The 14,643-nt window shown below is 70.4% G+C and carries 14 protein-coding genes; 8 read left to right on the top strand and 6 right to left on the bottom strand.

Features of this window, described 5'->3' with window-relative positions; translation table 11 throughout:
* Positions 1 to 62 precede the first annotated feature (62 nt).
* On the top strand, positions 63 to 662 hold the full coding sequence (locus ACFXP5_RS05315) for a hypothetical protein (protein WP_394543790.1): 600 nt from the start codon (positions 63 to 65) through the stop codon (positions 660 to 662).
* On the opposite strand, the gene ACFXP5_RS05310 is transcribed toward ACFXP5_RS05315, so the two are convergent.
* The gene (locus ACFXP5_RS05310; protein ID WP_394527476.1) at positions 663 to 944 is read right to left on the bottom strand and encodes an excisionase family DNA-binding protein; all 282 of its coding nucleotides are present in this window, start codon (positions 942 to 944) and stop codon (positions 663 to 665) included.
* A gap of 99 nt (positions 945 to 1,043) precedes the next feature.
* Between ACFXP5_RS05310 and ACFXP5_RS05305 the strand changes: the two genes are divergently transcribed.
* Genes ACFXP5_RS05305 through ACFXP5_RS05295 form a run of 3 tightly spaced genes read left to right on the top strand, consistent with a single transcriptional unit; the run spans position 1,044 to position 4,447 of the window.
* Positions 1,044 to 1,676, top strand: a complete 633-nt coding sequence (locus tag ACFXP5_RS05305; protein WP_394543789.1) for an SAF domain-containing protein — start codon at positions 1,044 to 1,046, stop codon at positions 1,674 to 1,676.
* Positions 1,673 to 2,929 (top strand): CpaE/TadZ family protein, encoded by a 1,257-nt coding sequence (locus ACFXP5_RS05300; protein ID WP_394543788.1) that lies wholly within the window; start codon positions 1,673 to 1,675, stop codon positions 2,927 to 2,929. The genes ACFXP5_RS05305 and ACFXP5_RS05300 overlap by 4 nt, the downstream gene beginning before the upstream one ends.
* Positions 2,930 to 2,953: 24 nt before the next feature.
* Positions 2,954 to 4,447 carry a sensor histidine kinase gene (locus tag ACFXP5_RS05295; RefSeq protein WP_394527472.1) on the top strand — a complete coding sequence of 498 codons (1,494 nt, stop codon included), beginning with the start codon at positions 2,954 to 2,956 and terminating at the stop codon, positions 4,445 to 4,447.
* Between the two features lie 31 nt (positions 4,448 to 4,478).
* Here ACFXP5_RS05295 and ACFXP5_RS05290 read toward each other — a convergent pair whose 3' ends face one another.
* Positions 4,479 to 4,727 carry a WhiB family transcriptional regulator gene (locus ACFXP5_RS05290; protein ID WP_019182239.1) on the bottom strand — a complete coding sequence of 83 codons (249 nt, stop codon included), beginning with the start codon at positions 4,725 to 4,727 and terminating at the stop codon, positions 4,479 to 4,481.
* Between the two features lie 210 nt (positions 4,728 to 4,937).
* On the opposite strand from ACFXP5_RS05290, the gene ACFXP5_RS05285 reads away from it, so the two are divergent.
* On the top strand, positions 4,938 to 5,330 hold the full coding sequence (locus ACFXP5_RS05285) for a histidine kinase (protein WP_394543787.1): 393 nt from the start codon (positions 4,938 to 4,940) through the stop codon (positions 5,328 to 5,330).
* Positions 5,331 to 5,357: 27 nt separating this feature from the next.
* Here ACFXP5_RS05285 and bcp read toward each other — a convergent pair whose 3' ends face one another.
* From bcp to aroA, 3 genes are read right to left on the bottom strand one after another with little or no spacing between them, the layout of a single operon-like run.
* Positions 5,358 to 5,831: a thioredoxin-dependent thiol peroxidase gene (gene bcp / locus ACFXP5_RS05280; protein WP_394543786.1), complete on the bottom strand. Its 474-nt coding sequence runs from the start codon at positions 5,829 to 5,831 to the stop codon at positions 5,358 to 5,360.
* 9 nt (positions 5,832 to 5,840) lie between these two features.
* Complete coding sequence (rsgA, locus tag ACFXP5_RS05275) at positions 5,841 to 6,878, bottom strand: ribosome small subunit-dependent GTPase A (protein WP_394543785.1); 1,038 nt, start codon at positions 6,876 to 6,878, stop codon at positions 5,841 to 5,843.
* 16 nt (positions 6,879 to 6,894) lie between these two features.
* On the bottom strand, positions 6,895 to 8,250 hold the full coding sequence (gene aroA, locus ACFXP5_RS05270; RefSeq protein ID WP_394527464.1) for a 3-phosphoshikimate 1-carboxyvinyltransferase: 1,356 nt from the start codon (positions 8,248 to 8,250) through the stop codon (positions 6,895 to 6,897).
* 34 nt (positions 8,251 to 8,284) lie between these two features.
* Here aroA and ACFXP5_RS05265 point away from each other — a divergent pair, with 34 nt between their 5' ends.
* Together ACFXP5_RS05265 and ACFXP5_RS05260 are read left to right on the top strand one after the other, a co-directional pair.
* Positions 8,285 to 8,953 (top strand): sigma-70 family RNA polymerase sigma factor, encoded by a 669-nt coding sequence (locus ACFXP5_RS05265; protein ID WP_394527463.1) that lies wholly within the window; start codon positions 8,285 to 8,287, stop codon positions 8,951 to 8,953.
* A complete protein-coding gene (locus ACFXP5_RS05260) occupies positions 8,950 to 9,195 on the top strand; it encodes a zf-HC2 domain-containing protein (protein WP_394527462.1) in 246 nt (81 codons plus the stop codon). The genes ACFXP5_RS05265 and ACFXP5_RS05260 overlap by 4 nt, the downstream gene beginning before the upstream one ends.
* Before the next feature lie 40 nt (positions 9,196 to 9,235).
* Here ACFXP5_RS05260 and ACFXP5_RS05255 read toward each other — a convergent pair whose 3' ends face one another.
* Positions 9,236 to 13,018: a multifunctional oxoglutarate decarboxylase/oxoglutarate dehydrogenase thiamine pyrophosphate-binding subunit/dihydrolipoyllysine-residue succinyltransferase subunit gene (locus tag ACFXP5_RS05255; RefSeq protein WP_394527460.1), complete on the bottom strand. Its 3,783-nt coding sequence runs from the start codon at positions 13,016 to 13,018 to the stop codon at positions 9,236 to 9,238.
* Between the two features lie 159 nt (positions 13,019 to 13,177).
* On the opposite strand from ACFXP5_RS05255, the gene guaB1 reads away from it, so the two are divergent.
* Positions 13,178 to 14,635: a GMP reductase gene (gene guaB1 / locus ACFXP5_RS05250; protein WP_394543784.1), complete on the top strand. Its 1,458-nt coding sequence runs from the start codon at positions 13,178 to 13,180 to the stop codon at positions 14,633 to 14,635.
* Positions 14,636 to 14,643 lie beyond the last annotated feature (8 nt).

The raw sequence follows: 14,643 nt of genomic DNA, 5'->3' as shown, positions 1-14,643 counted from the left end.
GGTGGGCCCGAGATGTGGATAACCTTTCCGACCGGCCCCTTTCCTGCAGTAACTTCGGCCCTATGCGGTGGGACCGATTCTTCGAAGACATCGAGGACCAGCTCGAATCGGAGTGGGAGGCCGAGCGCGTCGCGCTCGAAACCGAGGCCGAACGGCTGCGCCTGTCGAAGCTGACCCTGCACGAGCGGATGGCGGCGCTGGTCGGTGCGGAGACCGCGCCGGCGCTGGAACTGGTGGACGGCACGGTCGTCACGGCCCCGCTCTGCGCCCTCGGGGCCGATTGGCTGCTCGCCTCACCGTGGCGCACGCGCAGCGGAGCGGCGCTGGTTCCGCTCTCCTCGGTGAGCGCGGTGCGCATGCCGCACGCCGAGCTGCTGCGCACCGCGCGACCGGCCGAGCCGCCGCGGAAGGCGCCGGTGTCGCGGCGGGCCGGGTTCGGCTTCGCCGTCCGCGACCTGGTGCGCCGGCGGGCGGGAGTCGCGGTGCACCTGACGGGGGGAAGGGTGCTGACGGGCACGATCGACCGCGCGGGCGCGGATCATCTCGATCTCGCCCTCCACGACCCGGGAGCGCCGCGCCGGCGCACGGATGTCACAGCGTTCCACCTCGTGCCGTTCGCCGCGATCGCCTGGATCGACGTCGACGCCCCGGTCGTGCCCTGATCAGTCGGGGTTGCGGATCTGCCCGCTGCCCCACAGCTCGGGGAAGCTCGCCGCATTGGACTGGCGCCACAGGGCCATCCGCCTCGCCTCTTCGGCCTGATCGTCGAGGTAGCCGCCGACACTGTCCTCTTCGATGCGCCACCGCGCCGGCGTGCCGACGCGATAACCGCGTAGCCGGCCGTCGTGCACGAGGGCGAGGACATCCTCGACAGACACGTCGAGCAGCTCGGCGACCTGGGACGGCGCGAGCAGACGCATGCCGGACGGGGGGACTTCGGGCATAAGCCCATTATGAATGGCGGAGAGAGCGCGGGCTCCGTGTCCCACGCCGCTGTGGATAAAACCGGACGCGTTCTGTTCGATCGCGGCACGATGGGGGCCATGACGGCCATCAACATCGCCCGTCCGCGGTCGCGGAGCTTCTGGGGCGACGCCCGCTTCCTCATCGGGGTCCTGCTGATCGCGCTGTCCGTCGGCGGCGTGTGGCTGGTCGTCGCGTCGGCGCGGCAGACGACACCCGTGTACGCCGCCGCCCACACGTTGCTGCCCGGCGAGGCGATCGCGGCCGATGATCTCCGCATCGTCGATGTGGCCCTCGGCACGGTGAGCGCCGCGTACCTCTCCCCGGCGGCGGCGGCGGGCGAGGGATGGGTGGCGACGCGCACGGTCGCGCAGGGCGAGCTGCTCCCGGCCGACGCGGTCGGGGCGGCGAGCGAGGCGCGCACCACGAGTGTCGTGATCCGTACCGCAGCCGATGTGCCGGCCGGCATCACCGCGGGCACCACGGTGGAGGTCTGGCACGCTCCGCCGGTGGATCGGGAGAGCTTCGACGTTCCCCGCATCCTCGTCGCCGACGCGACGGTCGCCGCCGTCACCCGCGACGACGCGATGATCGGCGGAGCGCAGGCCACCCTCGAAGTCGTGATCCCGCGCTCCGAGGTCGCATCGACCCTGTCCGCGCTCGCCGACGGATCGGTCCTGTCAGTGGTGCCGGTCGTGGGGCCGGCGGGATGATGCGCATCGTCGTCGCCGTCGATGCCCCGCGCGGCGCGCGCCTGGCGGAAGAACTGGCGCAGGAGGGCGTGCACGTCGCCGCTGTCGTCGGTGCGGAATCCCCGGCGGAGGCACCCGACGCGATCGGGCTCGAAGACACCGATGTGCTCGTGCTGCACGTCACCCGCACGTCGCTCACGCGAGAACTCGTGGCCGCGTGCGATGCGCACGGCACGCGGATCGCCGCATTGTGCGACGACGAAGCCGGGCGCCGGGTCGCGGACGCCCGGGGACTCGCCGCCTCGTTGCCGGTCGACGTGGAGGGGTGGGTGCTGGCCGACGCGCTGGCCGCCCCGGCGGCTCTGGCCGCACCCGGCGAGCGGCGGCGGGATGCTGCTGCGGGAGCCGTGATCGCGGTCTGGGGGGCGCACGGATCGCCCGGCCGCTCGACCGTCGCCATCGAGGTCGCGGCCGAACTCAGTCGGGGAGGTCGCTCGGTCGCCCTCGTCGACGCCGATGCGCATGCTCCCTCGATCGCGCTCACCCTCGGCGTCGCCGACGAAGGTCCGGGATTCGCGGCCGCGTGCCGTCAGGCCGAGATCGGCGGACTCGACCCCGGCGAGCTCGAGCGCATCAGTACGCCCGTGCACGTCAGCGGGGGAAGGATCGACCTGCTCGTCGGCATCAACCGGCCGAGTCGGTGGCCGGAACTCAGCGCCACCCGGGTGACAGCGGCACTGGCGGCCTGCCGCCCGTGGGTCGATCACGTCGTGGTCGATGTCGCCGCCTCTCTCGAGGCCGATGAGGAGATCGTCAGTGACCTGGACGGGCCGCGGCGCAACGCGGCGACGCTGGCGAGCCTCGCCGCCGCCGACACCGTGATCGCGGTGCTCTCGGCCGACCCGGTCGGGGTGGCTCGCTTCCTGAGGGCGTACACGGAGCTGCGGGCCGTGGTGGGCGCCACCCGGGTCGTGGTGGTCGCCAATCGCCTTCGCCCGGGCACGCTCGGCGTCGACGCCCGCGGGCAGGTGCGCCGCACCCTCGAGCGGTACGCGGGAATCGAGGACGTCTGGTTCGTGCCCCTCGATCCCCGCTCTGCCGACGCCGCGATCCTCGCCGCCCGCCCGGTGGGCGAGACGGCGCCCCGCTCGCCTCTCGCCACCGGGGTGCGGCGCCTGGTCGGCGAGGCGGTGGCGCCCGCACCGCATCCGGTGGCGGCACCGGCGTCGCGGCGCTCCCGGGTGGTGCGGCGGCGCCTGCCGCGCAGCGCCTGAGTCGCGCCGCCGTACGCTAGAGGGGTGACAACGCTCAGCGACCTCGTGCTCGCCCAAGGACGGTTCAGCGAATCGGACGTGGAGTGGTTGCACCGTCTCGCCGGAGACGGTCAGCTGCTCGCCGACCTCGCGATCGCCGACATCGTGATCTGGGTGCCGACCCCCGACGACTCGTTCGTCGCGGTCGCGCACACGCGGCCCGGGGGAGCGGCCACCCTCTTCTACCGCGACATCGTGGGCGACGGAGTGCGGCCGCAATGGCGCACCCAGGTGCGCGAGGCTTTCGACAGCGGCGCCATCGTCGACTCCGCTTCCCCCGACTGGTTCGAGGAGACGCCCACGCGGGTGCGGGCGGTGCCCATCGTGCGCCAGCTCACCCGCGCGGGGGAACCGGCCGTGACCCTCGGAGTTCTGACCCGGCACACGAACCTCGGCGAGGCGCGCACGCCCTCCCGCCAGCAGATCACCTTCAACGATTGCGCCGACGACCTGTTCGGCATGATCGCGACAGGGGAGTTCCCCGATCTCGCCGCGCCCACGAGTCCTCGTCGCGGTGCCCCCCGAGCATCCGACGGTCTCATCCGGTTGGATGTCGACGGGATGACGACCTTCGCGAGCCCCAACGCGCTCTCCGCCTTCAACCGGATGGGCTTCGACGACGAGCTCGAGGGCGAATCCCTCTTGGCGGTCACGACGCGCATCCTCCCCGCCAGCCGTCAGGTGGACGAATCCCTCCCCGTCGTGGTGACCGGGCGTGCCCCGTGGCGCGCCGACATCGAGGCCCGGGGCGTGCAGGTGTCGCTGCGCGCGATCCCGCTTCGCGACCGCGGCGTGCGGATCGGGGCGATCGTGCTCTGCCGCGATGTGACCGAGATCCGCCACCAGGAGCAGGAGCTCATCACCAAGGACGCGACGATCCGCGAGATCCACCACCGGGTGAAGAACAACCTCCAGACCGTGGCGTCGCTCCTGCGCATCCAGGCGCGGCGGACGCACTCCGATGAGGCCCGCGACGCGCTCACGCAGGCGATGCGCCGCGTGTCGGCGATCGCCGTCGTGCACGACACCCTGTCAGAGGGCCTCACCCAGACCGTCGATTTCGACACCGTCTTCGCGCGGGTGCTCAAGCTCGTCGCCGAGGTCGCCGCAGCGCCCAACACGCGTGCCCGTACCCGTTCGACCGGGCAGTTCGGCACGCTTCCCAGCGAGTACGCCACGCCCCTCGCCCTCGCCCTGACCGAACTGGTCACGAACGCCGTCGAACACGGGCTCGCGGGCCAGGAGGGCGACGTCGAGATCCAGGCGGGCCGCACCGAGGAGAACCTGGAAGTGCGGGTACGCGACTCAGGGGTCGGCCTCCCCGAGGGTCAGGTCGGACGCGGGCTGGGTACGCAGATCGTGCGCACCCTCATCCAGGGCGAACTCGGCGGCACGATCGACTGGCACACGCTGGTCGGCAGCGGCACCGAAGTGACGATCGAGATACCGCTGCGTCACCTGGAGCGGGTCGCGGGCTGAGAGAGCGGATGCTGCCGCGGCAGCGCCCGGGTCAGGAAGCGCGGCGGGCGCGGGCGGCGCGACGCTTCAGGGCGCGGCGCTCGTCTTCGCTCAGTCCGCCCCAGACTCCGGAGTCCTGACCGGACTCGAGGGCGTACTGCAGGCAGATCTCGGTGACGGTGCACCGGGCGCAGACGGACTTCGCCTTCTCGATCTGGTCGACGGCGGGCCCGGTGTTCCCCACGGGGAAGAACAATTCGGGGTCGACGGTGAGGCAGGCTGCTTTGTCGCGCCAATCCATAGTGGTGCTCCTAGACGTACGGGTGGGGTTCAGGGCCCGGAATCGGGTATCCGTTACCCTTGTGGGAGATGCGAGCTACGGCTCGCCCCACGTCGCTGTGGGAGCACACGGCTTGACCCATGGTCCCACAGGCCCCCCGGTCGATCAAGAGGTGACCAGCAGGTTTCCAGGGAGTTACCACTTCCTCCGGATTCATCGAGAGGATTCGACATGCTCGTTCGCGCCCTGGCAGCGCTCGTTCTCGGACTCGAGGCGGTCGGTCTGCTGGCCCTGGTCGCCTTCCAGCTCAGCGCTGTCGTAAGCGGTGATACGACGGATCCCGCGACGGCGTGGGCGCTGATCGTGATGACCCTGCTCGCGGCGGCCGCGCTGTTCGCCTTCGGGGCGGCCACCGTGCGGGACGTCTCGTGGGGGCGTTCCGGGGGGATCGTCATCCAGGTGCTGATCCTCGCCATCGCGCTCGGCGCCCTCACCGGGGTGGGCGCCGACCCGCTCGTGGCCGGCGCGATCGCGCTCCCCGGAGTGATCGGCGGCGTCCTCCTCGTGCTCGCCGTGCGCGACGCCGCGCCCCGTGCCGACGGGCCCGACGGCGAAGCATCCTGACCCCGGGGGAGCGCGGACGCCGGTGGGTCAGGCCGCGTCGAGACCGAGGGTCTTGCGCAGGCGCGCGACGTGCCCCGTCGCCTTGACGTTGTACAGGGCCTCGCGCACGGTGCCGTCCTCGGAGAGCACGAACGTGGAGCGCAGGACACCGGTGATCGTCTTGCCGTAGTTCTGCTTCTCGCCCCACGCTCCGTAGGCGTCGTGGACGGCGTGGTCGGGATCGCTCAGGAGGGGGAAGGTGATGCCGTCGTGCTCGCGGAACTCGCGCAGCTTGTCGGGTGCGTCCCGCGAGATGCCGAGCACCGTGTAGCCCGCGCCCTGGAGGGAGGAGAGGCTGTCGCGGAAGTCGCAGGCCTGCGTGGTGCAGCCCGGCGTCATCGCGGCGGGGTAGAAGTACGCGATCACGCGCTCGCCGCGGAAGTCGTGCAGCGAAACGGGCTTCCCGTCCTGGTCGAGCAACGTGAAGTCGGGGGCGGGGGAACCGGGTTCGAGAGTGGTCACCCTCTCAGCCTACGATCCGCCGAACGTCGTGAGCAGGCGCTGGAGCGAATCCAGGCGAGCCGGCCCCTCCGGGCCCAGGCGGCCCTCGGCCACGGCCTCGATGATCGCGCAGTCGGGCGCGTCGGGGAGGTGCGTGCAGCCGCGCGGGCAGTTCTCGGCCACCAGCGCGAGTTCGGTGAAAGCGCCCAGGATGTTCGCGCGGTCGATGTGGCCGAGTCCGAACGAGCGCACCCCGGGGGTGTCGATGACCCAGCCGGTGCCGGTCTCGCCCCGGTAGCGCAGCGACACGGTGGAGGAGGAGGTGTGCCGGCCGCGACCGGTCACCTCGTTCACGTGACCGGTCGCCCGCTCCGATCCCGTGAGGGCGTTGACCAGGGTCGATTTCCCGACCCCCGAGTGCCCGACGAACACCGTCGAGTGCCCGACGAGGGCCGCGCCGATCCGCTCGAGCGGCATCTCGTCCTGCGCGCTCGTGAACACCTCGAGGTCGAGGCCGTCGAAGTGGGACAGGAATTTGGCGGGGTCGGCGAGATCGGTCTTGGTGACCACGAGCAGCGGCCGGACGCCCGCGTCGAGCGCGGCCACCAGGTAACGGTCGACGAGCCGCTCGCGGGGCTCGGGGTCGGCCGCGGCGACGACGATGAGCATCTGGTCGGCGTTGGCCACGATGACGCGCTCGACCTGATCGGTGTCGTCGGCGCTGCGGCGCAGCAGCGAGGAGCGTTCCTCGATGCCGACGATGCGCCCGAGGGTGCCGTCGTCGCCCGAGGTGTCGCCGACCACGCGGGCACGATCGCCCGTGACGATCTGCTGCCGGCGCAGCTCGCGCGCGCGGGTGACGAGCACCCGGCGTTCCTCGTCGGTGCCCTCGTCGACCAGCACGGTGTAACGGCCGCGATCGACGCCGAGCACCCGCGCGATCGTGGCGTCGGCGTGCGCGGGGCGCCGCTTCGTGCGCGGCCGGTTGGCCTTGGGGTTCGGCCGCATCCGGATGTCGGCTTCGTCGAACTCGTCGTCCTCGTCGTCCGTGTCGTCGATCCAGCTCATGCGAGCCCTCGTCCGCTCATCGCGGCGTGCTCACGGCGGAGCCGTCGAGCATCGCCTGCCACATGTCGGCGAAGCGCGGCATCGTCTTGGCGGTGGTGCCGATGTCATCGACCACGACGCCCGGCACGCGCAGCCCGATGATCGCTCCGGTCGTGGCGAGACGGTGGTCGTGATGTGCTTTCCAGACGCCGCCCTTCAGCGGTCGAGGCACGATGCGCACGCCGTCCGCCAGCTCCTCGGCCTCGCCACCGAGCGCGCGCAGGTTGCCGACGAGGGCGGCGATGCGGTCGGTCTCGTGCCCGCGGATGTGGCCGATGCCGTAGAGGGTGGTGGGACCGTCGGCGAACGCGGCGAGACCGAACAGCGTGGGGGCGAGTTCTCCCGCAGCCGACAGGTCGAGGTCGATGCCCGCGATGCGTTCTCCCGCGGTCACGGTGAGGTTGCCCGCGCGCCGGCTGGAGCGTGCCCCCATCTCGGTGAGGATGTCGGTGAGCAAGGCGCCGGGCTGCGTCGAGTGCAGCGGCCACCCGGTGATCGTGACGGCGCCCCCGGCCACCATCGCGGCGGCCAGGAACGGAGCGGCGTTGGAGAGGTCGGGCTCGATCGTCACGTCCTTCGCCCGGATGGGACCGGCCGGAACGATCCATTCCCCGGGCTGCGGCCGTTCGACGTGGATGCCGCGATGCCCGAGCGCCTCGACGGTCATGTCGATGTGCGGCTGGCTGGGGAGCCTTGCCCCGATGTGGCGCAGGTGCAACCCGACGTCGAAGCGCGGAGCGGCCAGCAGCAGCCCGGACACGAACTGGCTGGAGGAACTCGCGTCGATCTCCACTTCGCCGCCGCGCACGTGCCCGCGCCCGCGTACCGCGAAGGGGAGGGCCCAGCTGCCACCGTCGTCGATGTCGACCCCGACCTCGCGGAGCGTGCGGATCATGGCGCCCATAGGGCGGTGCAGCGCGCTGGCGTGGGCGGTCAGGGTGACGTCGCCGCGCGCGAGACCCGCGAGTCCGGCGACGAACCGCATGACGGTGCCGGCCTGCCCGCAATCCACCTCGACGTTGCCGCGGAGGGGATGGATCGGGGTCACCGCGAGGTCGGGTTCCGAGGGGGACGATCCCGGCACGGGGGCGATGTCCACACCGAGGGTGGTCAAGGCTTCGACCATGCGCGCCGAGTCTTCGGAATGGAGCGGGGAATGCAACATCCCCGGTCCATCGGCGAGGGCGGCGAGGATCAGTTCCCGGTTCGTGAGCGACTTCGAACCCGGCACGACGACGGAGGCGCGGACGGGGCCATCGGCGACGGGCGCGGCCCATTCGCCTCGCGGAGAAGGATCTGGCGAGGCGGGCGGGGAATAGCCGTCGGCTGTCATCGGTTTCTACCCTACTGAAGGGCAGAGGAGTGGGATGGTCACGATACTGGAGCGCGACGCCGTTGGGCTGATGGATGCCCGCGGCGCGGACGTAGACTGGCGGGTGATGAACGACAGGTCTGAGGGTCCGACCGACGCGAGCGGGCAGTTCGAGGAGCAGGCGCTCCCCTTCATGGACCAGCTCTATGCCGCGGCGATGCGCATGACGCGCAACCCCGCGGACGCGGCCGACCTCGTTCAGGAGACGTTCGTCAAGGCCTTCTCTTCGTGGAAGTCGTTCACGCAGGGCACCAACCTCAAGGCGTGGCTGTACCGCATCCTCACGAACACCTACATCAACACGTATCGCAAGAAGCAGCGTGAGCCCTACCAGGGCACCATCGACGACCTCGAGGACTGGCAACTCGGGGGAGCGGAATCGACCACGGCATCGAGCACGCGCTCGGCCGAGGCGGAGGCGATCGACCGGATGCCCGCATCCGTCGTGAAAGACGCCCTGCAGTCGATTCCCGAGGATTTCCGGATGGCGGTGTACCTCGCGGACGTCGAGGGCTTCGCCTACCAGGAGATCGCCGACATCATGAAAACCCCTATCGGCACAGTCATGAGTCGCCTGCATCGCGGCAGGCGGATGCTTCGTGAACTGTTGGCCGAATATGCGAAGGAGCGCGGCATCACCGCCGCGTCGGGAGTAACGAAATGAGCGACTGCGGCTGCGACAAGGCACGACGCGACCTCGAAGAATATCTGCGGCACGAGGTCTGCCCGACCTCGCACAGCGAGATCGCCGAGCACCTCGAAGGATGCCCCGGATGTCAGGCCGAGGCGCTCGTCGCCCGCACCCTGACCGAAGTCGTCGCCCGGGCGTGCCGGGAGACCGCCCCCGGCGAACTGCGCGACATCGTGCTCGCCCGGTTGCGCGGCGGAGCGCAGCCCACCCACTGATCCCAGCCGTTGTGAGGGGGCGGCGCCCCCTCACAACGCGTCAGAATGTGGTCGCCTGGCGGAGGATCTCGGCGGCCTCGCTCGCGTGACGCTTCGGCGAACCGGTTGCCGGTGATGCCGCTGCCGCGCGGGAGATGCGGCGGATCGTACGCTCGGGCAGGTGCTTGACGACCTCGAGAGCGATGAACGGCCACGCGCCCTGGTTCTCGGGCTCGTCCTGCACCCACACCAGTTCGGCGTTCGGGTAGCGCGCCAGCACCGCGTTCAGCTCGGCGATGGGTGCCGGGTAGTACTGCTCGAGACGCACGAGGGCGATCTCGGGCTGCGGGTTCTTCTCCAGCTCGCCGCGGAGGTCCCAGTGGATCTTGCCGGCGTGCAGCAGGACGCGCTTGACCTGTGCCGGATCGATCGAACGGTCGTCGTCGAGCACCGGTTCGAACTTGCCCGTGAGGAAGTCGTCGACGGGGCTGGTCGCACCGCGCAGGCGCAGCATGGCCTTCGGCGTGAAGACGATCAAGGGCCGCCGCGGCCGCTGGTACGCCTGACGACGCAGCAGGTGGAAGTACGAGGCGGGCGTGGAGGGCCGCGAGACGATCATGTTGTCCTGCGCGCACATCTGCAGGTAGCGCTCGATGCGTGCCGAGGAGTGGTCGGGTCCTTGACCCTCGTAGCCGTGGGGGAGCAGCAGCACGACGCTCGACTGCTGATTCCACTTCTGGTCGGCCGAGGAGATGAACTCGTCGATGACCGACTGCGCGCCGTTGCCGAAGTCGCCGAACTGCGCCTCCCAGAGCACGAGCGCGTCGGGGCGCTCGACGGAGTAGCCGTACTCGAAGGCCATCGCGGCGTACTCGCTGAGCAGCGAGTCGTACACCCAGAACTTGCCCTGGTTGTCGCTGAGGTTGCTCAGCGGGATCCACTCCTGGCCGTTCGCGCGATCGTGCAGCACCGAGTGCCGCTGCACGAAGGTGCCGCGGCGGGAGTCCTGACCGGCGAGGCGCACCGGGGTGCCCTCCAGGAGCAGCGATCCGAAGGCGAGAAGCTCGCTGAAGCCCCAGTCGATGTTGCCGTTGCGGCTCATGTCCAGGCGCTTGTCCAGCAGCTGCTGCAGCTTGGTGTGCACCGTGAAACCGTCGGGCTTGTTGACGAAGGCGTCGCCGATGGACTGCACGATCTCGCGCGGCACGCCGGTGGTCTCGGGGGCGCCCGCGACGGGCTCGCTGGCGACCTCGGGCGTGACGATCGGCGTCGCGCCGGTCTCGGCGGCGTGCGTCTCCGCGAACGCCACCTCGAGGCGGCCCTGGAAGTCCTGCTTCGCCTGCTCGTACTGCTCGGTCGTGATGTCACCGCGGCCGATGAGCGACTCGGTGTACAGACGCCGGACCGACCGCTTCGCCTCGATGAGGTTCGTCATGAGCGGCTGCGTCATCGAAGGGTCATCCCCCTCGTTGTGGCCGCGACGGCGGTAGCAGACGAGGTCGACGACGACGTCGCGGTGGAACTGCTCGCGGTACTCGAAGGCCAACTGCGCGACGCGCACGACAGCCTCGGGGTCATCGCCGTTCACGTGGAAGACGGGGGCCTGGATGGTCTTGGCCACGTCGGTCGCGTACACCGAGGTGCGCGCGTCGTTCGGGGTGGTGGTGAAACCCACCTGGTTGTTGACCACGACGTGGATGGTTCCGCCTGTGCGGTAGCCGCGCAGCTGCGACATCTGCAGGGTCTCGACCACGACGCCCTGACCCGCGAAAGCCGCGTCGCCGTGCACGAGGATCGGCAGCCACGAGAAGGTTCCGATCGGACGCCGGTCCTGCTTGGCGCGGACGATGCCTTCGAGCACACCGTCGACGGTCTCGAGGTGCGAGGGATTCGCGGCGAGGTAGACCGGGAGCTCTTCGGCGCCGTCGGCGGTGAAGGTGCCCTCCGTGCCGAGGTGGTACTTGACGTCGCCCGAACCGCGGGAGCTGCCGGTCGCGACCGACCCCTCGAACTCGCGGAACACCTGACCGTAGGTCTTGCCGGCGATATTGGTCAGCACGTTGAGGCGGCCGCGGTGGGCCATGCCGATCGCGGCGCCTTCGAGGTGCGCTGCGGCCGCGCCCTGCAAGATCTCGTCGAGCAGGGGGATGAGGGACTCGCCGCCCTCGAGGCTGAAACGCTTCTGGCCGACGAACTTGGTCTGCAGGAAGGTCTCGAACGCCTCGGCCTCGTTGAGCTTCGCCAGGATGCGCAGCTGCTCGTCGTGGCCGGGCTTGGTGTATTTGACCTCGACCTTGTCCTGGAACCACACCCGCTGCTCGGGGCTCTGGATGTGCATGTACTCGATGCCGATCGTGCGGCAGTACGAGTCGCGCAGCACTCCGAGGATGTCGCGGAGCTTCATGACCCGCTTGCCGCCGAAACCGCCCGTGACGAACTCGCGGTCGAGGTCCCAGAAGGTCAGCCCGTGCGATTCGATCTCGAGGTCGGGGTGCGTGCGCTGCACGTACTCGAGCGGGTCGATGTCGGCCATCAGGTGCCCGCGGACGCGGTACGCGTTGATGAGCTCGTGCACGCGCGCTGCCTTGTCGATGCGCTCGGAGAGGTCGACGTTGATGTCTTTGGCCCACCGGATGGGCGTGTAGGGGATGCGCAGCGCGGCGAAGATGTCGTCGTAGAACTCGCGCTCGCCGATGAGCAGCTCGTGGGTCTTCTTCAGGAACTCGCCGGAGCCTGCGCCCTGGATCACGCGGTGGTCGTACGTGCTGGTGAGGGTGATCGTCTTGCCGATGGCGAGCTCGTTGAGCGTCTTGTCGCTCGCGCCCTGGTACTCGGCGGGATACTCGAGGGCGCCGGCGCCGACGATGCATCCCTGCCCCTTCATGAGGCGCGGCACCGAGTGCACGGTGCCGATGCCGCCGGGGTTGGTCAGCGAGATCGTGGTGCCCTGGAAGTCGGCCGCGGTGAGCTTGTTCGCCCGCGCCCGCTTCACGAGGTCTTCGTAGGCGGTGAGGAACTCGTTGAACGTCAGGGTGTCTGCGCGCTTGATGCTGGGAACGAGCAGCGCGCGGGAGCCGTCGGGCTTGGGGATGTCGATCGCGATGCCGAGGTTCACGTGCGCGGGTGCCACGACCGAGGGCTTGCCGTCGACCTCGGCGTAGAAGACGTTCTGGCTGGGGAACTCCTTGAGCGCCTGGACCAGGGCCCACCCGATGAGGTGGGTGAAGCTGACCTTGCCACCGCGGGTGCGCGCCATGTGGTTGTTGATGACGATGCGGTTGTCGATCATCAGCTTCGCGGGGACGGTGCGGACGCTCGTGGCCGTGGGCACGGTGAGCGACTCGTCCATGTTCGACGCGAGGGCCTTCGGCATGCCGCGGAGCGGGGTGACGACGTCGTCCTCGGTCTGCTGCTGCGTCGCGGTGGGCTCGGCCTGCGGGGCCTGCGCGGGGATGGGCTGCGGCTTTGCAGGCTTCGCCGTGGTGCGGGCGATCGGCTGCGAGCCGATCACGGGGATGGGAGCGGTGACCGGCTTCGGCTCCGCGGGGTTCTTCTCGGGGGCTCCGGCCGCGGGGGCTGAAGCGGCGGGAGCTGCGCCGTTGGACGGAGCTGCGCCGTTCGCCGGAGCGGCCGCGGGAGCTGCATTCGTCGCCGGCGCTGCGCCGTTCGCGGGAGCTGCCGAGCCGTCGACCACGGGGTGGTAGGCCTCGAGAATCGGCCACCAGGCCTTGTCGACGGAGTTCCGATCGGACTTGAACTTTTCGTAGAGCTCATCGACCAGCCACTCATTGGCGCCGAATTCGCCCTCGTTCGAAGTACCGACGCCTGAGACCTGGCTCGACACGGTCGATCGCCTGCTTTCCTCGATGAAGATCTGGGCGGCACGCGGAACTGTGCTGCTGCCTGCATGCCGCTCTTCCAGCCTAACGCAGATCGTCCGTCGGTCCTCGGGTCGTCGCCCTCGTCGGTGCCCGCGCATCGCGGCCGACGTACCGTAGAACACATGGAGTTCTACGGAGAGCAGCCCGAGGTCGACCTGACGTATTCCGACGTCTTCCTCGTGCCACGGCGCTCGGCGGTCACGAGTCGTCTCGACGTCGACCTGTCGCCGGGAGACGGCACGGCCGCGCGCATCCCGATCGTCTCGGCGAACATGAACTCCGTCACCGGCCCGCGGCTCGCCGCGACCCTCGCCCGGCGCGGCGGCCTGGGCGTGCTGCCGCAGGACATGCCGCTGCAAGACCTCGATGCCGCCATCCGCGAGGTCAAGGCGCAGCCGGTCGCGTGGGACACCCCGCTCATCCTGTCCCCGGACGCCACCGTCGCCGATGCCGCCCGGCTGCTGCCGCCCACGGAGGGCCACGGCATCGTGGTGGCGGAGGACCCCACCGGGCGCGTGCACATCGACCAGGTCGTGGGGATCGTGCCGGCGAGCCGGTTGGCGACCGCGCTGCCCGACGCCCGTCTGGGCGATCTGGTGCGCGGGCGCACACCCTCGATCGACGCCGACGACGTCGAGACCGCCCGGCATGCTTTTGATCTGATCGCCGCAGCCGACGCGGAGGTGGTGAGCGTCATCCAGCACGGCTACGTCGTGGGCACCCTCTCGCGGCGCAGCGCCCTGCGCACCACGCTCTACCGCCCGGCCGTCGACGGCGCGGGGCGCCTCATCGTCGCCGCCGCCATCGGGATCAACGGCGATGTCGCGGCGAAGGCGAAGGCGCTCGCGGCGGCCGGAGTCGACGTGCTCGTGCTCGACACCGCGCACGGGCACCAGGAGGGGATGCTGACGGCGCTGCGCGCGGTGTCATCGCTCGGGCTCGGCCTGCCCATCGCTGCCGGCAACATCGTCACCGCCGACGGAGTGGACGACCTCGTCGACGCGGGCGCGACGATCCTCAAGGTCGGGGTCGGCCCGGGCGCGATGTGCACCACCCGCATGATGACCGCCGTGGGGCGGCCGCAGTTCTCGGCCGTGCTCGAGACCGCCGAGGCCGCCCGCGCCGTCGGGGCGCACGTGTGGGCGGACGGCGGGGTGCGGTATCCGCGCGATGTCGCTCTCGCGCTCGCGGCGGGAGCAGCATCCGTCATGATCGGTTCCTGGTTCGCGGGCACGATCGAGGCGCCGGGCGAACTGCTCGCCGACGCCGACGGCCGGTTGTACAAGGAGTCGTGGGGCATGGCGTCGACCAAGGCCGTGCACGAGCGCTTCGGGCGCTTGGATCCCTACGAGCTCGCGCGCAAAGAGCTGTTCGCCGAGGGGATCTCCTCGTCGCGGATCTACCTCGATCCGCTCCGTCCGGGTCTGGAGGACCTGCTCGACATGATCACCGCGGGGGTGCGCTCGTCGTTCACCTACGCCGGCGCTTCGACCGTGGCCGAGTTCCACGAGTACGCCCGCGTCGGCCTGCAGTCGGCGGCGGGGTACGAAGAGGGCAAGGCGCTCCCCGTCTCCTGGTGACCGGCGGG

The sequence above is a fragment of the Microbacterium hanjuni genome, from assembly GCF_043556395.1.
Taxonomy (GTDB): domain Bacteria; phylum Actinomycetota; class Actinomycetes; order Actinomycetales; family Microbacteriaceae; genus Microbacterium.
The sequence above is the reverse complement of the archived record's forward strand: the minus strand, read 5'-3'. Positions and strand labels throughout refer to the sequence as shown.

Bases quoted from the DNA above. Each gene is read 5' to 3' on its own strand.
- rsgA (WP_394543785.1), bottom strand. From the start codon at position 6,878: ATGAGCTGGATCGACGACACGGACGACGAGGACGACGAGTTCGACGAA.
- ACFXP5_RS05315 (WP_394543790.1), top strand. From the start codon at position 63: ATGCGGTGGGACCGATTCTTCGAAGACATCGAGGACCAGCTCGAATCG.
- ACFXP5_RS05265 (WP_394527463.1), top strand. From the start codon at position 8,285: ATGGTCACGATACTGGAGCGCGACGCCGTTGGGCTGATGGATGCCCGC.
- aroA (WP_394527464.1), bottom strand. From the start codon at position 8,250: ATGACAGCCGACGGCTATTCCCCGCCCGCCTCGCCAGATCCTTCTCCG.
- ACFXP5_RS05300 (WP_394543788.1), top strand. From the start codon at position 1,673: ATGATGCGCATCGTCGTCGCCGTCGATGCCCCGCGCGGCGCGCGCCTG.
- ACFXP5_RS05260 (WP_394527462.1), top strand. From the start codon at position 8,950: ATGAGCGACTGCGGCTGCGACAAGGCACGACGCGACCTCGAAGAATAT.
- ACFXP5_RS05310 (WP_394527476.1), bottom strand. From the start codon at position 944: ATGCCCGAAGTCCCCCCGTCCGGCATGCGTCTGCTCGCGCCGTCCCAG.
- guaB1 (WP_394543784.1), top strand. From the start codon at position 13,178: ATGGAGTTCTACGGAGAGCAGCCCGAGGTCGACCTGACGTATTCCGAC.
- ACFXP5_RS05285 (WP_394543787.1), top strand. From the start codon at position 4,938: ATGCTCGTTCGCGCCCTGGCAGCGCTCGTTCTCGGACTCGAGGCGGTC.
- ACFXP5_RS05290 (WP_019182239.1), bottom strand. From the start codon at position 4,727: ATGGATTGGCGCGACAAAGCAGCCTGCCTCACCGTCGACCCCGAATTG.
- ACFXP5_RS05305 (WP_394543789.1), top strand. From the start codon at position 1,044: ATGACGGCCATCAACATCGCCCGTCCGCGGTCGCGGAGCTTCTGGGGC.